19 protein-coding genes and 1 riboswitch are annotated in these 19,808 nt (G+C 55.0%); of the genes, 10 read left to right on the top strand and 9 right to left on the bottom strand.

Annotation, left to right across the window (positions count from 1 at the left end; all coding sequences use genetic code 11):
* The first annotated feature begins 13 nt into the window (after positions 1 to 13).
* Both H5T64_02810 and H5T64_02805 read left to right on the top strand, forming a co-directional pair.
* Complete coding sequence (locus H5T64_02810; protein ID MBC7263271.1) at positions 14 to 802, top strand: inositol monophosphatase; 789 nt, start codon at positions 14 to 16, stop codon at positions 800 to 802.
* On the top strand, positions 799 to 2,706 hold the full coding sequence (locus tag H5T64_02805; GenBank protein ID MBC7263270.1) for an alkaline phosphatase family protein: 1,908 nt from the start codon (positions 799 to 801) through the stop codon (positions 2,704 to 2,706). Before H5T64_02810 ends, H5T64_02805 begins: the two co-directional genes overlap by 4 nt.
* A gap of 50 nt (positions 2,707 to 2,756) precedes the next feature.
* Here H5T64_02805 and H5T64_02800 read toward each other — a convergent pair whose 3' ends face one another.
* The 3 genes from H5T64_02800 to H5T64_02790 form a co-directional block, all read right to left on the bottom strand.
* Entirely contained in the window at positions 2,757 to 3,872 is a 1,116-nt protein-coding gene (locus H5T64_02800) for a DUF3048 domain-containing protein (protein MBC7263269.1), read from the bottom strand.
* A gap of 74 nt (positions 3,873 to 3,946) precedes the next feature.
* Positions 3,947 to 4,900: a LysM peptidoglycan-binding domain-containing protein gene (locus H5T64_02795; GenBank protein MBC7263268.1), complete on the bottom strand. Its 954-nt coding sequence runs from the start codon at positions 4,898 to 4,900 to the stop codon at positions 3,947 to 3,949.
* A 62-nt stretch (positions 4,901 to 4,962) separates the two neighbouring features.
* Positions 4,963 to 5,535, bottom strand: coding sequence for an HDIG domain-containing protein (locus H5T64_02790; GenBank protein MBC7263267.1), 573 nt, complete (start codon positions 5,533 to 5,535; stop codon positions 4,963 to 4,965).
* Positions 5,536 to 5,688: 153 nt separating this feature from the next.
* Between H5T64_02790 and H5T64_02785 the strand changes: the two genes are divergently transcribed.
* Positions 5,689 to 5,787: an AURKAIP1/COX24 domain-containing protein gene (locus H5T64_02785; protein ID MBC7263266.1), complete on the top strand. Its 99-nt coding sequence runs from the start codon at positions 5,689 to 5,691 to the stop codon at positions 5,785 to 5,787.
* Between the two features lie 129 nt (positions 5,788 to 5,916).
* Here H5T64_02785 and rph read toward each other — a convergent pair whose 3' ends face one another.
* From rph to ssb, 6 genes are all read right to left on the bottom strand, one after another.
* Positions 5,917 to 6,636: a ribonuclease PH gene (gene rph / locus H5T64_02780; protein ID MBC7263265.1), complete on the bottom strand. Its 720-nt coding sequence runs from the start codon at positions 6,634 to 6,636 to the stop codon at positions 5,917 to 5,919.
* A 17-nt stretch (positions 6,637 to 6,653) separates the two neighbouring features.
* The gene (locus H5T64_02775; protein MBC7263264.1) at positions 6,654 to 7,487 is read right to left on the bottom strand and encodes an amidohydrolase; all 834 of its coding nucleotides are present in this window, start codon (positions 7,485 to 7,487) and stop codon (positions 6,654 to 6,656) included.
* Positions 7,488 to 7,568: 81 nt separating this feature from the next.
* Positions 7,569 to 9,017 (bottom strand): DUF4129 domain-containing protein, encoded by a 1,449-nt coding sequence (locus H5T64_02770; protein MBC7263263.1) that lies wholly within the window; start codon positions 9,015 to 9,017, stop codon positions 7,569 to 7,571.
* Positions 8,998 to 10,239 carry a DUF58 domain-containing protein gene (locus tag H5T64_02765; GenBank protein MBC7263262.1) on the bottom strand — a complete coding sequence of 414 codons (1,242 nt, stop codon included), beginning with the start codon at positions 10,237 to 10,239 and terminating at the stop codon, positions 8,998 to 9,000. Before H5T64_02765 ends, H5T64_02770 begins: the two co-directional genes overlap by 20 nt.
* On the bottom strand, positions 10,239 to 11,174 hold the full coding sequence (locus tag H5T64_02760) for a MoxR family ATPase (protein ID MBC7263261.1): 936 nt from the start codon (positions 11,172 to 11,174) through the stop codon (positions 10,239 to 10,241). Before H5T64_02760 ends, H5T64_02765 begins: the two co-directional genes overlap by 1 nt.
* 132 nt (positions 11,175 to 11,306) lie before the next feature.
* Positions 11,307 to 11,696, bottom strand: a complete 390-nt coding sequence (ssb, locus tag H5T64_02755; GenBank protein ID MBC7263260.1) for a single-stranded DNA-binding protein — start codon at positions 11,694 to 11,696, stop codon at positions 11,307 to 11,309.
* Positions 11,697 to 11,830: 134 nt separating this feature from the next.
* Positions 11,831 to 11,986: riboswitch (SAM riboswitch) on the top strand.
* Here ssb and mtnA point away from each other — a divergent pair.
* From mtnA to gmd, 7 genes are all read left to right on the top strand, one after another.
* Positions 11,980 to 13,128: an S-methyl-5-thioribose-1-phosphate isomerase gene (gene mtnA, locus H5T64_02750; GenBank protein ID MBC7263259.1), complete on the top strand. Its 1,149-nt coding sequence runs from the start codon at positions 11,980 to 11,982 to the stop codon at positions 13,126 to 13,128. It overlaps the preceding riboswitch by 7 nt.
* Entirely contained in the window at positions 13,121 to 14,167 is a 1,047-nt protein-coding gene (locus H5T64_02745; protein MBC7263258.1) for a methionine synthase, read from the top strand. The genes mtnA and H5T64_02745 overlap by 8 nt, the downstream gene beginning before the upstream one ends.
* A gap of 13 nt (positions 14,168 to 14,180) precedes the next feature.
* A complete protein-coding gene (locus tag H5T64_02740; protein ID MBC7263257.1) occupies positions 14,181 to 15,152 on the top strand; it encodes a sugar kinase in 972 nt (323 codons plus the stop codon).
* A 93-nt stretch (positions 15,153 to 15,245) separates the two neighbouring features.
* Positions 15,246 to 16,451 carry a methionine adenosyltransferase gene (locus tag H5T64_02735; protein ID MBC7263256.1) on the top strand — a complete coding sequence of 402 codons (1,206 nt, stop codon included), beginning with the start codon at positions 15,246 to 15,248 and terminating at the stop codon, positions 16,449 to 16,451.
* 9 nt (positions 16,452 to 16,460) lie between these two features.
* Positions 16,461 to 17,726, top strand: coding sequence for an adenosylhomocysteinase (locus tag H5T64_02730; protein MBC7263255.1), 1,266 nt, complete (start codon positions 16,461 to 16,463; stop codon positions 17,724 to 17,726).
* Positions 17,727 to 17,874: 148 nt separating this feature from the next.
* Positions 17,875 to 18,840, top strand: coding sequence for a GDP-mannose 4,6-dehydratase (locus H5T64_02725; GenBank protein ID MBC7263254.1), 966 nt, complete (start codon positions 17,875 to 17,877; stop codon positions 18,838 to 18,840).
* Positions 18,837 to 19,805 carry a GDP-mannose 4,6-dehydratase gene (gene gmd, locus H5T64_02720; protein MBC7263253.1) on the top strand — a complete coding sequence of 323 codons (969 nt, stop codon included), beginning with the start codon at positions 18,837 to 18,839 and terminating at the stop codon, positions 19,803 to 19,805. The genes H5T64_02725 and gmd overlap by 4 nt, the downstream gene beginning before the upstream one ends.
* The last annotated feature ends 3 nt before the right edge of the window (positions 19,806 to 19,808 follow it).

The following is a 19,808-nucleotide window of genomic DNA, read 5'->3' as shown; positions in this document are numbered from 1 at the left end:
AGGGCGATTTCTCATGTTAGAGACAGCAATTAGAGCCGCGCGTGTCGCTGGCCAGATATTAATCGAGGAATTGAATAAGGCCCAGGTGATTCGATCTAAAGGTTTCCGGAACATAGTAACCGAGGTTGATTACAAGGCGGAGGCGGCTATCCTCGAGATCCTACAAGCGGCCTATCCGGATCACGCTATCCTATCAGAGGAAGCAGGGGCAAATGAAGGGAAGGGGCACTCCAGATATTTGTGGGTTGTAGACCCCCTGGACGGTACAACGAATTACGCGCATCACTACCCCGTTTTCTCCGTCTCCATAAGTCTCTATCACGACGACGAGCCGTTGCTGGGTGTGGTTTATGAACCGAACCAAAGATTGCTCTTCCATGCCGAGAGGAACAAAGGCGCTTACCTGAACGACCGCCCCATTCATGTGAACACTGCGCCCGACTTGACACGGGCCATAGGAGGTTTCAGCGTCCCTTACGAGCCTCCGGCCCGGGAACTGTTGGTGAAATTGATGGGTCTCATTTTGCCACATATCGTTACCGTTCGTTCCATTGGAAGTGCGGCTCTGTCGCTCTGCCTGGTCGCCGCCGGGTGGATCGACTTCTACATCCAGCCAAGCCTGCACCCGTGGGATGCCGCTGCCGGTGCTCTCATTGTGCGAGAGGCGGGTGGTACAGTAACGAATTTTGCTGGCGAGTGTTGGCACCTGACTGATGCTACGTTACTAGCCTCCAATGGTCTCCTACACAATCAAGTGCGAAAGTTCGTTTCATTGGCCTGGAACGAGGGTTGTAATAAATGAGAGGCATTCGGCTGAAGATAATTCTCATGCTCATTCTGTCCATATCACTTGCATCCTGTCGAAGGACAAAGACTGAGCAGCCGCAGCTCATCACCCCTCATCTCGTCGTTAGTCCATTCCCAAAGGAAAGTTTTCACCGGCGTGTTGGGCCAGGTGCCCTTTTCTTAGTACTCGATGGCGCAGGCAGCGAGGCTCTCAAAGCATATTTGAATGCAACGACAATGCCCCATTTGAGCCACTTGGTGGAGAAAGGGGCACGGGCCGAAGCGTTGTTGGGCGTGGATCCCACGGCCACGCTACCCACCTACGCTGCGCTATCCTCGGGCGCCTTCCCTGCCAAAACAGGGCTGGTGGCCGACCGCGCACACTTGCCTGGCACCGAACTGTCGCCTGCCGGCGCCTCCGCGCCTCCAAGTGAGGTGGAGCCACTGTGGCGCACGGCAATGCGGAACGGACTACGCGCGGCGGTACTCTTCTGGCCCGACGCGGACCCGGATGTCTCGGAACAGGTCGCCGATTACATAGTAGGGACTGGAGAAATCTACGTGGATAGTGCCTTGCATGCCATTACCCTCACTGCCAGTGCAGACTGGGAGGGTATGCCCGTCTCATATAGCCCGCCACTTGAGGGCACAATACATCTTTTGAGTGCTGAGGGCGCACAAGTATCCACCCTCTACTTACTATTGCTCGACTCTATCGACGATGGTCAGGAAAACTACGATCGCTTTCTCATTAAGCGCGAGCGGGTCGTGGAGCCAAGTGATGTACTGCTAGAGACAAGCAAGTGGGCAAAGGTCTCAGTAAGTCCACAATTACAAAGTGGAGCATATTTCAAAATAACGCACCTACAAGACAGTGAGTGTACCCTCTATCAAAGTCCTGTGGGTTATAACCGGGCCCAGCCAGTGGAACTTCTGCGTGAAATCAACGATGTGTTTGGTTTTCCGCCACCTACGCCGGATGAGCGTGCTCATCGCCTGGGATGGATCAGTGACGAAGACTATCTGTATATGGCGTCCCTGCAGTCCCGCTGGATGTCCGAAGTTGCAGCCCATGTGTGGACGAAATACCAACCCGATCTGTTGGTCACGGCACAGCCGATCATCGGCCTGTGCGCACGCCGGTTCTTGCTGGTGGATCCTGCCCAACCGGGTTATACGGTGGAAAAAGCAAGCATTTACCAATCCTACATGCTTCAGGCCTACCAGATCGCCGACACTGCGTTAGGCAAACTGTTGGAGACAACCAATGCAAGCGAAACAGCCATCTTTGTTCTTTCTGGCCATGGTGTGGCTCCTGTTCACACCACCGTGAACCTGAGCGCTGTACTGTCCAGAGACGGACTACTGGCTATTACGAAAGATGGCCTCGTCAATGCGAACAAGACAAAGGCCGTAGCGGTTTCTTCGGGCGCGGCAGCACATATCTACCTTAACCTTGTAGATCGTGAAAGTTCTGGCACTGTGGAAGTTGACCAGTATGCCGCCGTTCAGGAATCCGTCATAGCCGCTCTTCGCAATACCCTGGATGAAGATGGTGCAGCACCTTTCGCCCGCATCCTGCGCCGCAGCGAGCTAGCGGATTTGGGACTGGATGCTGAATACAGCGGCGATGTATTTGTGCAGGCTGCAGTGGGCTACACACTCTCAGATGATTTGAGCGCGCAGGCTATCTTCGAACCTGCCGGGACCTACGGCGAGTGGGGCTATGCAGCGGACGAACAGGATATGCAAGGCGTATTTCTCGCCGCTGGATATGGCATTCGGCCGGGGATAGTGGAAACAGTACGATTGGTAGACGTAGCCCCCACAGTGGCCCGCATCCTCGGCTTCAGTATGGCTCCCGATATAACGGACGGCAGGTCTATTGAGGCCATCCTTCACGTTGGGCCACAAGAATGACATAAGGCCCAGAGCCTATGGCTCTCGGCTCCTTGTCGCTCCAGCACTGATCATTCTGCTTTGTATTCGATCTTGTAGTCCGGGGGAACGAGTTGCACCCAGGTGTGACCCGGTTTGAGTGGGATGGGATTGCCATCGGCATCGAGATACTGGGTGAAATCGGTCTCCTTATCCCGTCGCCAAATACCGCTGATCACCACGCCATCGCGGAATATCTGTACTGGCCCCTGACCGGTCAGCACGATGCGGATGGCAGTATTGCCCAGGCTGTCTTCGACAATATCCGTGGCTTGATGCTCGACGTACTGCACAATGACGTTCTCTACGCCGACCGCCTGGTCAGTATTGTCATCTATGTGGGGCTCGCCTTGCACATAGCGCATATACCGGCCGCTTTCCCGGTCGTAGCGGTATTCGACTATGGCTGCCTTCGGATAAGGAATGCGGATATAAGATGCCGCATCACCGGCAGGTAGTTGGGGCGAGAAGACAAACCCTTTGAGGGCTACTGGCCCCTCTTTCCCCATCGTTACCAGTTCTTTGCGCACAGCCTCGGCAGATGTAAACAGACGGCCACGCCAATCACGGCCCTGCACGTAGTAATATGGCCTGGGGTGAAAGAATTCATCTAGGTCCACAATGGTAGACTGGGAGATGAGCCAGCGGATCTGATCGCTGGCCCCGGAGTGTACCAAAGCAGCGTCGTACTGAGGTGCCAGTTCCAGGTTCACCAAGCGCGCGCTGCGGACAGGACCCAATGCTTCGGGGTCCTCGCTCAGGAAGACGGCGGTCAAGCGCGTGTCCCACCAGCCGTCCATTATATCCTCGTACACAACCTCAGCCTGTGAAAGCCCTGCCTGCCACTGGCGTATCTGCGGGTCGTTGCCAATGCGCACATGTAGCGGGCGGCGTGATAACACTGCCGGATCAGTTACCAGTTGGCCGGACAATGGGTTGTAATAAGGGTTTGTGGTTGGGGTGGGCGTGGCTGTCATAGTTGGAGTAGGAACGGGAGTGCTCGTGGATAGGGGCGCATAGGTGAAAGTAGGCCTCGGAGTGCGGGTAGGAATAACCGTTGGTTCAGACCCGCCACCACATGCTGACAAAACCAGTACTATCGCCAACAAAACAATCAGGGTATTATACCATCTTGTTAAGCCTCTCATCTTCGTCTCATTAACCTCCGTGAACGAGATTCATCGAGCTGTACCTGCTAGAGTTCACATACCGGCAGTGTTCGCTAATACCAACTGAACGTACGCAATTCTCCCACTGGGCTGAGTTCCTTGATTGCGTTACCGATTTTCTGTACTACCACCACATACCACTGGAAACGCCCGCCACCGTGGCGCCACGAAGCAGGTATGCGCCAATTTGTGTCCTTCAGCCACACTGTCTCGACCAGGCGTCGGTCTCCTCCAATGCGCTGCACGCGCAAAACATACCACTCATCTGGCGCCAGGATTCCCACTGAAGTCCAGTTCACAAAGACCGTTGTGTTGGGCCCCTGGAAAAAGGCACCATCTGGCGGTGATAGAAGCGCGGGTGCGGGGTAGGTATAAGCAGGAGTGCAGGTCACTGTTGGCGTAGGCGAGAAGAACACCGTCGGTGTTGGGGTGCGCCGGGCTCCTGCAATAACAAGAGCCTGACCTACTCGGATGAGATCGCTGCTCTTAAGATCGTTGGCAGCCACAATGGCCTCTATAGTAGTGTCATAGAATAAGGCGATCGCACCGAGAGTATCGCCCTCTCGCACGATGTGAATGACTGGGGGCGGCGTGGGAGTAGCAGATGGTCTGCTATCGGAAGTAGGCAGAGGGATGGCAAGCACCTGCCCTGCGTGCAAGATCGCATTCCCAGTCATGTCATTGGCGGCGGCCAGGGATGCCACGGTCACATCATAATCCTCGGCAATGGAAGAGAGGGTCTCCCCCGTCAACACGGTGTGAGTGATACTCACCGGAAAGGTAGGACTCGCAGAGGGTGTAGGGGTCGGTGTGGGCGTGCGTGTCGGCGGAAATGGAGTGCACGTGGCCGTCGGGGTGACCAATGGCACCTGACCACTGGCCCAGGGGGCCAGCAGCCAGAAAGTTCCTGCCGTGGCAGCCAAGACCAGAACGAGCAGCAAAACTATCGACCAAGGGATTTGCTTACGCCAATCACGAGTTAAAATCGAGTCCCTCGCCGCCTTCATGCTCTCGAGATCCCGCCTCTTTAGTGTTTAGGATACCTGCGCAGGCTGGCGTTTCTATACCTCTACTTACGAGGCTCATTTCCACCCAACCCCAACTCAACAGCAATCTTCTGCATCGCATTGATAACTGTGGAAATGTGCTCATTCAGATCCACGCCCAATTCCGCTGCACCGCGCTCGATGTCCGCGCGATTCACACCACGGGCGAAAGCCTTATCCTTCCATTTCTTTCGCACTGCCTCGACATCCACATCCATCAGGCTTTTGGACGGTCGCACCAGTGCAACGGCTACGATCAGACCAGTGAGTTCGTCCACGGCAAAAAGAGCCTTTTTCATCCGGGTGTCACGAGGGATGCCCGTGTAATCAGCGTGGGAGGCCACGGCCTCAATGATCTCATCAGGCCAACCGCGCTGGCGCAGGATTTCCATCCCCACGAAGGGGTGCTCTTCGGCAGTGGGGTGTTGCTCGTAATCGAAGTCGTGGAGGAGGCCTACAATGCCCCAAATATCTTCGTCTTCGCCGTACTTGCGAGCGTAGGCGCGCATGGCGGCCTCTACCGCAAGAGCATGCTTGATGAGATTAGGATTGGCTGTAAATTCTGTTAGCGCCGCCCAAGCCTGATCGCGATTCATAGAACACCCCCAAAGGATTTCGTAATCAATAATTCTAACGATGCGTTGAGCATACGGCAAACAATGCGTTCAAAACAAGTCAGTTGACTTCGGCAAAGAATTACGGCATAATTAGGGTGAATTCGAACTAATCGCTGGAGAAAGGAAAGTCGTATGCCCTCAGTGATCAAGAAAAGGCGCAAGAAAATTGCCAAGCACAAACATCGCAAGATGCTCAAACGAACGCGCTGGCAACGGCAGCGCAAAAAGTAGCGCCCGGGGGTCTCTATGTTCGGCAAATGACCCCGTTCCGTGCCAATCGCTGGTTGACCCCTCGTATCATATTTGGAACTCTTCGCCAAAAGACCGTTCAAGAACGCCTTTTGGCGGAGGGTTCCACTTTTATTTCCCCTCCAACACCTGCCTCTGGGCAGCGAATAGATCTTGGATTCCCTTCTCCGCCAAGGCCAGTAATTCTTCCAGTGTATCCCGACTGAAAGGGCGGCCCTCGGCTGTTCCTTGCACTTCGACAAACAGGCCCCGCGCCGTCATCACTACATTGAAATCCACTTCGGCCTGAGCATCCTCGGCATAGCACAGGTCCAACAACAGTTCGTCCTGTACCACTCCCACACTCACAGCAGCCACAGGAGCACGTATAACGTCGCGGCGCAACTGGCCGTTCAGGATGAGTTTCTTGAGCGCCAGGGCCAACGCTACATAGCCACCAGTGATGGCCGCTGTACGCGTGCCGCCATCGGCCTGAATAACATCGCAGTCAACGAGGATGGTGCGCTCCCCTAATTTACGCAAGTCCAACGAGGCGCGCAACGAGCGTCCAATAAAGCGCTGTATCTCCTGTGTTCGGCCGCGCATTTCCATCGCCGTGCGGCTACGTGGAGTCCGCTGGCGTGTGGAACGGGGCAACATATCATACTCCGCCGTAACCCAACCCTGGGCTTGGCCACGTAGCCACAAGGGCACTTCGTCTTCGATGGAAGCCGCACACAGTACCCATGTATGTCCCATCTGGATCAAGGCTGAGCCCTCGGCATAGTCCAAGTAGTTTGGTTTGATCACTACCGGTCGCAACTGGTCATTTTCACGGCCATCTGCGCGCATGTGTTTCCGCTGCCTTTCTAAGCGCTGTTTAACCCCAGGATCCGACTGGCGTTGCCACCCAGTATCTTATCTTTCGCCTCATTGCTAATGGGTAGGGCCCGTATCTCCTCGAGGCTACCTTTTAGACTGGGCAGTCCTGGCCAATCTGAGCCAAAGATGAACTTATCCGCGAAACGCTCCAGATCCGGGAAATAGGTAAGTAACCGCTTCGGCGGTAGACCGGAGATTTCTATGTACACATGGGGATGCAGTCGAGCCATCAGCATTGCATGGTCGTACCACACACCCCGTCCACCATGCACCTGCAGGATAACGAGGTCAGGGAAATCCACTGCCACATCATCCAATAGGAGTGGGTCACCGTACTTCAGTCGTGAACCGCGGAAGACCGAGAGGCCGGTGTGGAACATCACTGGTATGTGTAGTTCCTGGGCTACAGCGTAGATGGGATAAAGTTGGGCATCGTTGGGGTAAAATTGCTGGTAAGTGGGATACAGTTTCAGGCCGCGAAAGCCTAGTTCGCACACGCAACGCTCTAACTCGCGGTCTGGCCACGCGATCATAAATGGGTTTATGCTGGCGAAGGGGATCAGCATGTCTGTAGCCCGACAGAATTCAGCCACATATTCATTGGTGACAACACCAGTGGTAATGGGGCTCATCTCCGCCAGGGCGACAGCGTAGTCCACTCCTGCGCCGCGTAGAATTCGGCAGACTTTTTCTGGAGTCAGACCTGTTTGCAGGACAGCGATGGTCTCTGGGTCGGCGACCACGCTCTTAGTCCACTCAACGACCCAGGGGAGACTGTGCTCGGCTTGGGCCAGGTGAATGTGAAAATCAATTACAGGCATAAAATAGTACCCCTCTCCATGATTTTATCGTAGTGAACAAAGGCCTAACGGTGAGAGCCAGTGTCCATGTGGGCGTACCGTCTAATGCGTTTTACTCGACTCTCTTTCCATCTGACTGCTTACACGAAACCAAGCCTCACGCACTCGTCTCAACTCCAACTCATCATCGGGCTGTTCACCATAGTGTGCCCTTACGTATGCCTGGGTGATCAGTGCCACATCCCCCTCACTACCTGGCAAGGCTTGGCGCAGTCTATCCAGGTACTCGTATGGAGTCTCGGCCTCGGCGCGGGGATGCCCTGCATTGGCGGCAAGTCGAGTCAGACTGGCATATATCTTGCGGATAGACTCGATAGTGAATTCCTCCTCCCGTATACGTAGGAGTTGCGCTGCTTGCTCTCGCATCTGCTTGAGCAAAACACCGAATGCACCCTGCAAATCTTTCAAAGGGTCCGTGGATGTCCAGACGGACTCTCGTTCTACTTCTCGCCCATTTTGCCCTTGCAAGTGCCGTGAAATGGTCAGAGCAATGGCCACCACGACCAATCCCAAGATAACAAGTGGCACGGCCCAACCGAGGACTTGAATAAACAAGGGTGGTTGGTAAGGCTGCGGTGAGAAGGCGGGCATTTCACCCGGGTTGGTTTGAAACCATTGTCGCAGAGCGTCGCTTTGGAAAACGTGTTCGAAGAGCCTGATCAGAAGTTGAAGGAGGGGTTCTAATAGAAGCCGGCCAAGCACCGTGGCGATGACGAGTAGCACAGCCTGCAAAATGACGATCACGGGGTTAAGCCACACGATCAATGCGGTTAGGCTCTCCACCGAAAGCATGCCTGCGAGCAAGGCCCCCAACCCAATTACTGCCAACGCTCCAACCAAAACAGTTACCGCCCAAGAGGCGTTGAAAGGTGTGCGGATGCCCATGTGCCCTTGGCTTACCTCGTGCACACGAGCCAAAGCGACCGCAAGCAACCCGCAGAAGAAATAAGCGAACACCCATGGAGCCATGTTTAGCGTAGCGACGAATACACTGGCTACGAAAAACCAAATAAGAGCCACGATACCCCAACGGAAGTAAAAACCCACACCATCAATCCCTAAATACTCATGGGAGAGATCGGTCCCCCGCCACCACACAAGCAGATTGACGAAAGCGACGACTAACGCAGCCGGGATACGCTGCCAGGTGTGTGCTGTTTGGCCGATAAGGTCGCTCCACCACCGTGGATCAAAAGGGGCATAATCCGGAAAAAGACAGAGTCGGATAAGGAGGTGGGTGGATACAATCGCCAGGACAATGACAATGACCTGCTGGTGAACCAAACGCACATCCAATGCGGATAGAACTCGAGCGACAACGATCACGCCGTAGAGGGAGGCAAACACGGCAACGGGAGGCACCTGGTTCTGCCTCTCACCGGCGATGCGGGTGAGGAAAAGGAGCCATGGGTAGATCCAACAAGTCTCCATTGCCGCGACTGCGAGGAGGAGGGCTTCCTGTCGCCAGCGCTCACGCAACGCTGTGCGCATCTGCTACCTCCTCAAGCGGCTCCATACGGAACACCTCCCCATCCTCACGCACTCGATAGAGGAGCAGCCCTGGCACCTGCGGGGCAGGGACCTTTTCATCCAGCGAGACCAACGCCAGGCGTCGCCCAGCATCATGGAGACGCGCCAATACTACCAGTAGTTCTTCGGTGAGCACGGCACTTACCACGACCAGCGTCGCGCCCCAGGGTAAGCGTGGGCTTTCGCGAGCAATAAACTCTTCGATGGAGATGGTGGGTACGGAAGTTACAGCCGCCAACGACTCCAGAATACTGGTCAACTGATCAGGACTGCGACCAGGCAATACCTTTAATGGCTGATCAGATTGCGGCCAGCAGCCGTTCGCCAGAACGCCCACCTGCCAACGTCGCTCTATGCCATAGGCAGCGATGGAGGCCGTCACGCTGATTACCTTTTCGAGCAGCGAGGGAATCACGCCATGCCAAACCTTAGGCAGCGTAGCAATATTCATGAAAATGGCGAGTTGTTGAATTGTGGTTGGCTCATAGACACGAACCTGCAGTTTTTGCTGACGGGCGGTCGCTTTCCAGTGAATGCGTTTCAGAGCATCCTCGGCGTGGTAATCACGCACGCCGATGGTTCGACTGGGGTCTTCGAAAATACGCTGGCGGGCTTTGATTTCGCCGAACGGCTCCTTGGGTGGTAGTTCGAAGTCCTCCAAGGGCCGCACCTGAGGATAGACAATGAGCCAGTTGATCTTAGGGGAGATGACGCTTTCGCTGAACAGACCGAAGAGATCGCCAGAACTGATCTTTGCGGGGCCAAAGGCGTATACACCACGCTGGCTACACTGCAGGCGATATCGCCAGCGCACTCGCTCATACCACCGCAAGGAAAGCAAGTTGGTCAAATAGGCGGTCTCAGGTTTGTTACAAGGCGCCAAAGTTCCATCCAGGAGACCCACTGGAAGCGGATATTCATCCTCGATACGTAGCCAGGCCAGGGGTAACGGCTTACGGTTGGTGACTGTGATGGTAAGATCAATGACCTCGCCCACAAAGGCACGCCGTTCGCTGAACTTACGTTCGTATTCTACGCAGCGCAGTGCAAAATGTTTCCAGACCCAGCCGACACCGGCGACCGTCAGGAGCAATGAAGAGATGGTCATCAAACCGTCTTGGTGGAGGACCAGCCCGACCAGCATAACAAAGCCAGCCAGAATGAGCCACACCTCGTTGAACATTAATGCTCCACTGGCACCGGGACGGCGTTCACGATCTCGGCCACCACTTCTTGAGGGGTGCGGCCGCGAAGCCGAGTTTGGGGATTAATGATAATGCGGTGAATGAGGACATACGGAGCCAGATGTTTCACGTCATCGGGGATGACATAGTTGCGACCGCGAATACCAGCCAGGGCCTGGGATGTTTTGTACAAGGCCAATGTCCCACGAGGGCTCACCCCTAATTCCACGGAAGGGTGTTCTCGGGTGGCACGACATACACGGACGATGTACTCGCGCACCGATGCCTCCACGCGAACGTCTCTGGCAGCGCGTTGGAGTTCTAACAAGTCTGCGCTCTGTATAACGGGTTCCAAGTTCTCTAATGGGTCATCCTTCTCAAAGCGAAGGAGGATGCGATTCTCATCCTCTTCACTAGGGTAGCCCAGTGCAATTTTCATTAAAAAGCGATCCACTTGCGCCTCTGGCAAAGGGAAGGTACCTTCCAGTTCGATTGGATTCTGGGTAGCGAGGACAAGAAAGGGGCGAGGCAGGGGTTTGGTATCACCGTCCACCGTTACCTGTTGTTCTTGCATGGCCTCGAGCAACGCCGACTGTGTACGTGGTGTGGCGCGGTTGATCTCATCAGCCAGCACCAATTGGGACATGATGGGGCCAGGGCGGTACTCAAATTCGCCCTTCTTTTGGTTATAAAAGGATATGCCCGTCACATCAGAAGGCAAGAGATCGGGGGTGAACTGAATGCGCTGAAAGGTACAGCCTAGGGAGCGAGCGATGGCCTTCGCCAAGGTGGTTTTACCGATACCGGGCACATCCTCAATGAGGATGTGCCCCTCGCAGAGCAAAGCCACCAACACAAGTTCGATGACATCGCGCTTGCCAACGATGACTTTTTCAATGTTGTCTATCACACGGCTTGCGGTTTCTTGGATCATTACCTTTTGGACGGTTGTTCCCCCCAGGTTCGTCATGATGCGGCAATCCAAAACTTCAGGCCAGTTAACAGTTAGAAAGAGTAGCAGAGGAACCGGCCTGCCTTTGTCTGAGTAGGCGCACTACCAAGCGGGTCAGAAGGGGATCTCTTCTTCGGCCACCTCACCCACAGCCAGTTCACCAGGGGCTGCCTCAGCACCGCGACCACCGAGGAACTTCACGTTACGGGCGCGAAGTTCGAGCGTGGCGCGAGGCTGGCCGTCCTGCCCCTGCCACGCCGAGGCATCAATCTCGCCCTCCACGAGAACCAATCGTCCCTTGCTTAGATACTGATTACATGTTTCAGCCAGACGCCCCCAAGCGCTCACGCGGAACCAGGTGGTCTTTTCTTGCGGGTTGCCCTCTGCATCTGTCCATTTACGCGTGGTGGCCATGGTAAATTGGGTCACAGGCGTACCCTTAGGCGTGTATCGCATCTCGGGATCGCGTCCCAGATGGCCCACAACCACAGTATTCTGATACATAGCCCCTCCTCTTAGCGGATTTGTAGTCAAATACATTGTATGACCCCTTTTTTAAACTGTCAATTTTTGACAAACCTGCCTTCCTGTGCTATTATGAGTTTATTCTAAAGCAATTACATACTGGAGAAAGCGTGCTCTTATCCAGAGGGGTGGAGGGACCGGCCCTGTGAAACCCCGGCAACCATTTCAGGCGCGCCGCGTTGAGTTCCTTCTGTTCGGATGTGCCTGATCACGGTGCCAAGTCCGGCAGAGGCTTGCCGTCCAAGCGGTAGTTCTCTGGAAGATGAGGGAGTGCTTGTCAAGACGCATCTCTCCCATCGGGGAGTTTTTTTGTGACCGGCGGAGGCTCATTTTGCGCAGTATCGAATGGCATGATGGGATTGTCAAATTGATAGATCAGCGAAGGCTCCCCCAGGAGTACGCGGTGTTGGAATACAGGGACTACCGCGGCGTGGCCAAAGCCATCAAGGAAATGGAGATCCGCGGCGCGCCGGCTATTGGTGCTGCTGCTGCCTATGGTTTGGCATTGGCCGCCCTCCAAAGCCCGGCGAACAGTTGTCAGGCTCTCATCAGAGACCTCGATACAGCGGCTGAGGTGCTCAGCGCTACTCGCCCCACCGCGGTCAATCTTTTCTGGGCTATTCAGCGCATGATGCACCTAGCCCGCAACCCGGCCTTTGCTGATCCTGAACATATCCGCCAGGCGCTGGTGGTCGAAGCACAACGCATCGCCGATGAAGATGTGGAAGTTAACCGGCGCATAGGCGCTAACGGCGCTATCCTCATCCAGGACGGGTTTAATGTTCTCACCCACTGCAACGCTGGAGCCTTGGCCACAGTAGATTATGGAACCGCGTTGGGTGTGGTGCGGGCCGCAATCGAGCAGGGCAAGCGGGTTCATGTCTGGGTAGATGAGACGAGACCTTATCTCCAGGGTGCGCGTTTGACAGCCTGGGAACTAATGCGTGACAACATCCCCTGCACCTTGATCACCGATAACATGGCTGGGCATTTCATCTCCCGGGGTCAGGTGGACATTATCCTTGTGGGCGCGGATCGCATCGCAGCCAACGGTGATGTTGCCAACAAGATTGGCACCTACTCGCTAGCAGTGCTGGCTCGAGAGAACGGTGTGCCCTTCTACTCCGTTGCGCCCACTTCCACCATTGATCTGAGTATAGCCACGGGCGCCGAGATCCCCATTGAGGAGCGAGCGACGCGGGAAGTAACGCACATCCGCGATATACCCATCGCTCCCGAAGGGGTGCATGTTGCCAATCCTGCTTTCGACGTGACTCCGCACCGCTATGTTATGGGTATTGTAACCGAGGAGGGCATCGTATATCCGCCATTCGAACAGGGATTGGCTCGCGCTGTGGCCAATGCGCAGAGAAAACATTCACTTCACAGTTCCAGGGGTGCATATGAATAGAAAGTTTGAGCCGAACTGGCTGCCCATGTCGGTTGGCAGTGTTCCGCACACCAACCCCTATGATGCCTGGGATCTTCTACGCCGCACCACCCCGCAGATCCCCTGTTGGCCCCAGTTGCCCAGACGTAGTTTTTTTGAGAACATGTACGTGCAGTACAGCGAGGGTTTCCCCGGTGTGGTGATCGAGGACGAACGCATTTACGTGGACACCGATAGCCCGGAGAAAGACAAAACACTCGAACTCCTATACATGGCATATCTCGAGAATAGGCTCAGTTATGCTGCCATCAGCCCGAAGTACGCTGCGGGGCTAGCAGTACTTTTGGAGGAAGGCCTATCGGTCGACCCACCGCCTATTGCGCTCAAAGGACAGGTGACAGGGCCCATTAGTTGGGGACTTACGGTAGTGGATCAGAACCGCCGCCCTATCCTCTACGACGAAATCCTAGCCGACGCCGTTGCCAAACTCCTGCGGCTTAAGGCCTCTTGGCAGGAACGCGAGTTACAGCAGGTCGTCCCTCAAACTATTATCTTTGTTGACGAGCCCTACATGGCCTCGTTTGGGTCCGCCTTCGTTTCCCTGAGTCGAGAGCAGGTCATCACCTTGTTAAACGAAGTCCTGGCCGGTATTGAGGGACTTAAAGGCGTGCACTGCTGTGGCAATACGGACTGGTCAATTCTGTTATCCACACCCATAGATATTCTCAATCTGGATGCATATAACTACGCGCACACCATCGCCCTGTACACCGAGGAAGTCAGTGCCTTTCTGGATCGGGGCGGTATTATCGCCTGGGGCATTGTACCCGCGAGCACGGAGGCCGTGAGTGAGACCATCACCAGTCTGGTAGACCGCTTAGAGCAAGCCATACAAGGGCTGGCAGATAAAGGGGTGTCCAGAGATAAGTTACTGGCCGCCGGGCTTGTCACACCATCATGTGGTACGGGGTCACTCTCTGAAGATGTGGCGCGCTTAGTGTTGGAACTCACAGCAGGCGTATCTATGGTCATGCGCCGTAGATACGGTCTGTCCGTTTGATCAGGGGGGTCGGTTGAGTATTCTGGTCGTTGGCTCTGTAGGCATGGACTCTATCCAAACGCCTTTTGGGCGGGTAGAAGATGTCCTGGGCGGCTCAGCCACGTACTTTTCCACAGCGGCTAGTCTATACGACCAGGTGAATATGGTCGCCGTTGTGGGCACGGATTTTCCGCAAGAGTATATGGACTTTCTTAGATCCAGAGGGGTCAGTTTGGAAGGCCTGCAGATAGAAGAGGGCAAAACTTTCCGTTGGGCTGGTCGCTACGGCTATGACATGAATGTTGCGGAGACGTTGGATACGCAACTCAATGTCTTTGCCACTTTCAATCCGAAGTTACCCATATCCTATCGCGCCTCGGAATACGTTTTCCTGGCCAACATTGATCCTGTGCTGCAGATGAATGTGTTGAGCCAGGTAGATTGCCCCCGACTCACTGTGCTCGATACAATGAACTATTGGATCACCTATCGTAAAGAGGAACTCACTAAAACCATCTCCAAGGTGGATATCGTGTTGATGAACGAGGCCGAAGCACGGCAGTACGCCAATACCTTCAGTCTCATCCGCGCGGCACGCCATATCCTCAGCCTGGGCCCCCGGGCCGTGGTGGTCAAAAAGGGCGAATATGGCGCAGTCCTGTTCGCGAACGGCGAGGATCCAACGGCCTCTTATTTCTTTGCCCCAGCCTATCCGTTGGAAAAAATCAAGGACCCCACCGGAGCAGGGGATACATTTGCCGGCGGATTCGTAGGTTATTTGGCAAAAACCGGTGACCTAACGCTTCCTTCCATCAAACGGGCTATTATCCATGGCAGCGTGGTTGCCTCATTCGTGGTAGAAGGTTTCAGTGTGGAACGCTTGCGTGAGGTTACCTGGGATGATGTGATGTCCCGATACAGCGACTTCTTAAACTTCACTAGTTTTGATGTCATCTGTCCGCAGGCTAAGGACTGCCCGCGGCTTCGAGAGACCACAGTTAAATGAGAGACTCGGGTTCGAAATTCACCGCCCTTTTGTAAAGGGCCTAGGCGTATTGCGAGAAAATGTACAACCATACTGATCAGTCAGGAGGAGCAAGTGAAAAACATCATTGTTGAGAGCCTCGACAAGACGCCCGTCGAGCAGCAAGCGGTTGAACTTGTGGAGCGAAAGGGGGTTGGTCATCCCGACTCCATCTGTGACGCCATCGCCGAGGAGATTTCTCTGGCTTTGTGCGCTGCCTATCGCGAGACTTTTGGCCGCATCGTGCACCACAATATTGACAAAGGGCTTCTGGTAGCAGGCAAGACCTCGCCCCGCATTGGTGGGGGTACCGTGGAGGAGCCCATGCGCTTGGTCTTCGGTGATCGGGCCATTTACGAGCACAAAGGCAAGCGCGTGGACGTGGGCGATATTGCCATTCGTACCGCCCAGCAGTGGTTAGGCCGAAACCTGCGTTTTGTAGATCCGGAGACCCACGTGGTTTACCAGAACGAGATCAAAGAGGGGTCACCCGAATTGACCGATATCTTCGACCGGGAAGTTATCGGTGCAAACGATACCTCAGCCGCCGTGGGCTATGCACCACTTACTGAAACGGAGAAGGCTGTCTTGGAAGTGGAGCATTACATGAACTCCCCAGAATTCAAGAGGAAATTCCCCGAATCGGGCGAGGATATCAAAGTGATGGGCTATCGTTGCGGACGGGACTTGGTGCTCACCATCGCCATGGCCTTCGTAGACCGCTTTGTCGAAAGCGAGAAGGGGTATTTCGCCCGCAAAGAGGAGATTCATGATGCCATTCAGAATTTCATTTCTGCGAAGAACATGAACTTTAACAGCATCCGCGTGGATCTGAACACGCTTGATATTCCCGGGCGAGGTGCAGACGGGATGTATCTGACGGTATTAGGCACCTCGGCCGAGGGTGGCGACTGTGGACAAGTGGGGCGCGGGAACAAGGTGAATGGCGTGATCGCCCTGAACCGACCAATGGGCACCGAAGCCGCAGCGGGGAAGAATCCCGTCAGCCATGTGGGCAAAATTTACAGCCTGCTCAGCCATCGCATAGCGAACGACATTTATGAGAATGTACCAGGCCTCTCAGAAGTTTACGTCTGGTTGTGCAGCCAAATCGGTCAGCCCATTGATCAGCCTCTCATTGCCTCCGCCCAGCTTGTGCTAGCACCAGGGACTGATCTCCGCGACATTCACAAGCGGGTGAGCAGCATTATGGAACGAGAACTGACGGACATCTATCAGTTCACAGAACGCCTCTCTCGAGGCGAATTTAGCGTCTGGTAAAGGAGCCGAGTGACGAATAGAGAATACCATATCAAAGATCCGGGGTTGGCAGACAAGGGTCATTACCGCATCGAATGGGCCGAGCAGGAGATGCCAGTCCTACGGTTAATCCGCGAGCGCTTTGAACGCGAGCGGCCGCTACGTGGCTTACGCATCGCGGCGTGCTTGCACGTCACCGCGGAGACCGCTAATCTCATGCGCACCTTACAAGCCGGTGGAGCCGACGTGACACTCTGCGCTTCCAATCCGCTCTCCACTCAGGACGATGTAGCGGCCTCACTTGTGATGCGCCTGGAAATACCGGTATTCGCCATCAAAGGCGAGGATAACGTCACGTATTATGAACATATCAAGGCCACGCTCGATCACAAACCCCACATCACTATGGACGACGGTGCGGATTTGGTTTCCACATTGCATAAGGAACGCCGCGAGCAACTCAACGATGTCCTGGGCGGCACTGAGGAGACCACCACCGGCGTCATTCGCCTACGGGCAATGGCCAAAGATGGCGTGTTATGCTATCCCATCATCGCCGTCAACGACGCTATGACCAAGCATCTCTTTGACAACCGCTACGGCACAGGGCAATCTACCATTGACGGCATTGTTCGGTCTACCAACATCCTTTTAGCGGGCAAGACCCTCGTAGTTGGTGGGTATGGCTGGTGCTCGCGAGGCATTGCCATGCGTGCTCGCGGCATGGGGGCGAACGTCGTTGTCACTGAGGTAGACCCCCTTCGCGCCTTAGAGGCAGTCATGGATGGTTACCGGGTGATGCCCATGCTCGAAGCAGCCAAAATCGGCGACATCTTCGTTACGTCCACTGGCGATATCAACGTGCTGGATAAGCCTCACTTCGAGGTGATGAAAGACGGCGCGATACTCGCCAATTCGGGCCATTTCAACGTCGAGATCAATATACCAGCATTAGAGGAGCTGGCTGTGGAGAAACGTCGCGTGCGCGAGTATGTGGACCAGTACGTTCTGCACGATGGGCGGCGTATCTCGCTATTGGGCGAGGGACGGTTGGTGAACCTGGCCGCCGCCGAGGGCCACCCCGCCAGCGTCATGGACATGAGCTTCGCCAACCAGGCATTGAGCGTAGAGTATCTGGCGAAACACGCGAGAGAGTTGGAGAAACAAGTGTACCCGGTGCCAACCGAGATTGACCAGGCTATCGCTCGGCTCAAGTTGCGTGCTATGGGCGTGGAGATAGACACACTGACACCATCGCAGAAACAGTATCTGGAATCGTGGGAAGCAGGGACATAGTTACGCTCTTGAGAGCTATTTTGCCGCCTGCGGGCCTTTGCAAAGACCGCGGGCGGCTTTGCGTTACTAGTCAAAGCAGGCTATAATAAGTTGAAATACTCTTAATAAGGTAAGGGCATCGAATCAATTTGGGTGCGGAGGCGGGGCACTGAGAGCACTGATCACGGGCATCGCTGGTTTCGCTGGGAGCCATCTGGCTGAATACCTGCTTGAGCACACGGACTGGGAAGTGTGGGGCACCATTCGCTCGAGTGGGGGTCACGTTGCCCATCTACACTCGCAATTGACCCTGCGCAAAGTGGATCTAATGGACGCCGCAGCACTGAAGGAATTCTGCGCCGAGATGCAACCAGACTATATTTTCCATCTCGCTGCTCAGTCTTTTGTGCCCAAGTCGTGGGAAGATCCATGGGCTACGTTGGAGAATAATATCCGCGCTCAACTCAATATCCTGGAAGCCGCGGTGCGCCTTGATCCCATGCCGAGGGTACTGGTAATCGGCTCAGCAGACGAGTACGGCTTGGTCCATCCGGGCGAACTCCCCATCCGCGAGACAAATCCTCTGCGCCCCTCCAGTCCCTATGCGGTCAGTAAGGTCGCCCAAGACCTCTTGGGCTACCAATACGCCGTGAGTTACAAGTTGCCTGCTATCCGGGTGCGGCCATTCAATCACCTGGGCCCGCGCCAGAGCGATGCATTTGTGGCATCCTCCTTCGCCCGACAGATTGCTGAGGCCGAGTTGGGGCAGCGCGAGCCAGTCGTGCGCGTCGGCAATCTTAGTGCCAAGCGTGATTTCAGCGACGTGCGAGACATCGTGCGTGGGTATTATCTGGCCATCACTATGGGAGAACCAGGCGAGGTCTATAACCTTGGCTCTGAGCGCTCGCACAGCATCCAGGAGTTGCTGACTATTCTCCAGTCGCTGAGCACAGTCGCGGTCAGGATCGAACAAGATCCGGCACGTATGAGGCCCTCAGAGGTCCCTGAATTGCTAAGCGATTGCAGTAAGTTCCGCGCTCTAACAGGCTGGCAAACACAAATACCCTTTGAGCGCACGTTGGCTGACGTTCTGGATGACTGGCGCACAAAGGTGAGGAGGCAGCATAACCAATGACCAAAGCATTAATCACAGGCATCACCGGGCAAGACGGTTCATACCTGGCCGAATTCCTGCTTGAGAAAGGCTACGATGTCATCGGCATGGTGCGCCGCACCAGCACGTTGAACTTTGAGCGTATCCGTCATATCCAAGATAGGGTAACACTGGCACAGGGCGATTTACTTGACCAGGGTTCCCTGCTCGATATCGTGCGTGAATATCGGCCCGATGAGGTATATAATCTAGCGGCTCAATCCTTCGTGCCTACCTCGTGGAAACAGCCGGTACTAACTGGTGAATTCACTGCCCTGGGCGTAACTCGGATGTTGGAGGCCATTCGTTTGGTGGATCCCAGTATCCGCTTCTATCAGGCATCCAGTAGCGAGGTTTTTGGTAAAGTGGGCGAGTCCCCTCAAAATGAGAGAACGCCCTTCTACCCGCGCAGCCCTTACGGTGTGGCAAAGGTGTACGGGCACTGGATCACAGTGAACTACCGTGAGAGTTATGATATGTTCGCTTGTTCCGGCATCCTGTTCAACCACGAGTCGCCACGACGGGGGTTAGAATTCGTCACCCGCAAGGTGAGTTATGGTGTGGCGCGGATTAAACTGGGCCTGGAGAAAGAATTGCGCTTGGGCAATCTGGACGCACGCCGAGATTGGGGGTTCGCTGGTGACTATGTGCGGGCAATGTGGCTCATGCTTCAGCAAGATAAACCGGATGATTACGTCATTGCCACAGGGGAGACCCATTCTGTGCGCGAGTTATGCGAGATGGCATTTGCTTACGTGGGGCTCAATTGGCAAGACCACGTAGTAGTGGACAAACAATTCTTCCGCCCAGCGGAGGTAGACCAACTGGTAGGCGACGCCAGTAAGGCTCGTCGTGTGCTGGGTTGGAAACCAGAGATCTCATTCAAGCAGCTCATCGAAATGATGGTGGATGCAGATCTAGAATTGGTGCGAAAACAACGAGGTTGAGGG

It is taken from the genome of Chloroflexota bacterium, from assembly GCA_014360825.1.
Taxonomy (GTDB): domain Bacteria; phylum Chloroflexota; class Anaerolineae; order UBA2200; family JACIWT01; genus JACIWT01.
This window is presented reverse-complemented; position numbering and strand designations above follow the sequence as displayed.

Excerpts from the sequence above, each read along its gene's own strand:
- H5T64_02810 (MBC7263271.1), top strand. The coding sequence starts at position 14 with ATGTTAGAGACAGCAATTAGAGCCGCGCGTGTCGCTGGCCAGATATTA.
- H5T64_02805 (MBC7263270.1), top strand. The coding sequence starts at position 799 with ATGAGAGGCATTCGGCTGAAGATAATTCTCATGCTCATTCTGTCCATA.
- H5T64_02800 (MBC7263269.1), bottom strand. The coding sequence starts at position 3,872 with ATGAGAGGCTTAACAAGATGGTATAATACCCTGATTGTTTTGTTGGCG.
- H5T64_02795 (MBC7263268.1), bottom strand. The coding sequence starts at position 4,900 with ATGAAGGCGGCGAGGGACTCGATTTTAACTCGTGATTGGCGTAAGCAA.
- H5T64_02790 (MBC7263267.1), bottom strand. The coding sequence starts at position 5,535 with ATGAATCGCGATCAGGCTTGGGCGGCGCTAACAGAATTTACAGCCAAT.
- H5T64_02785 (MBC7263266.1), top strand. The coding sequence starts at position 5,689 with ATGCCCTCAGTGATCAAGAAAAGGCGCAAGAAAATTGCCAAGCACAAA.
- rph (MBC7263265.1), bottom strand. The coding sequence starts at position 6,636 with ATGCGCGCAGATGGCCGTGAAAATGACCAGTTGCGACCGGTAGTGATC.
- H5T64_02775 (MBC7263264.1), bottom strand. The coding sequence starts at position 7,487 with ATGCCTGTAATTGATTTTCACATTCACCTGGCCCAAGCCGAGCACAGT.
- H5T64_02770 (MBC7263263.1), bottom strand. The coding sequence starts at position 9,017 with ATGCGCACAGCGTTGCGTGAGCGCTGGCGACAGGAAGCCCTCCTCCTC.
- H5T64_02765 (MBC7263262.1), bottom strand. The coding sequence starts at position 10,239 with ATGTTCAACGAGGTGTGGCTCATTCTGGCTGGCTTTGTTATGCTGGTC.
- H5T64_02760 (MBC7263261.1), bottom strand. The coding sequence starts at position 11,174 with ATGATCCAAGAAACCGCAAGCCGTGTGATAGACAACATTGAAAAAGTC.
- ssb (MBC7263260.1), bottom strand. The coding sequence starts at position 11,696 with ATGTATCAGAATACTGTGGTTGTGGGCCATCTGGGACGCGATCCCGAG.
- mtnA (MBC7263259.1), top strand. The coding sequence starts at position 11,980 with ATGAGGGAGTGCTTGTCAAGACGCATCTCTCCCATCGGGGAGTTTTTT.
- H5T64_02745 (MBC7263258.1), top strand. The coding sequence starts at position 13,121 with ATGAATAGAAAGTTTGAGCCGAACTGGCTGCCCATGTCGGTTGGCAGT.
- gmd (MBC7263253.1), top strand. The coding sequence starts at position 18,837 with ATGACCAAAGCATTAATCACAGGCATCACCGGGCAAGACGGTTCATAC.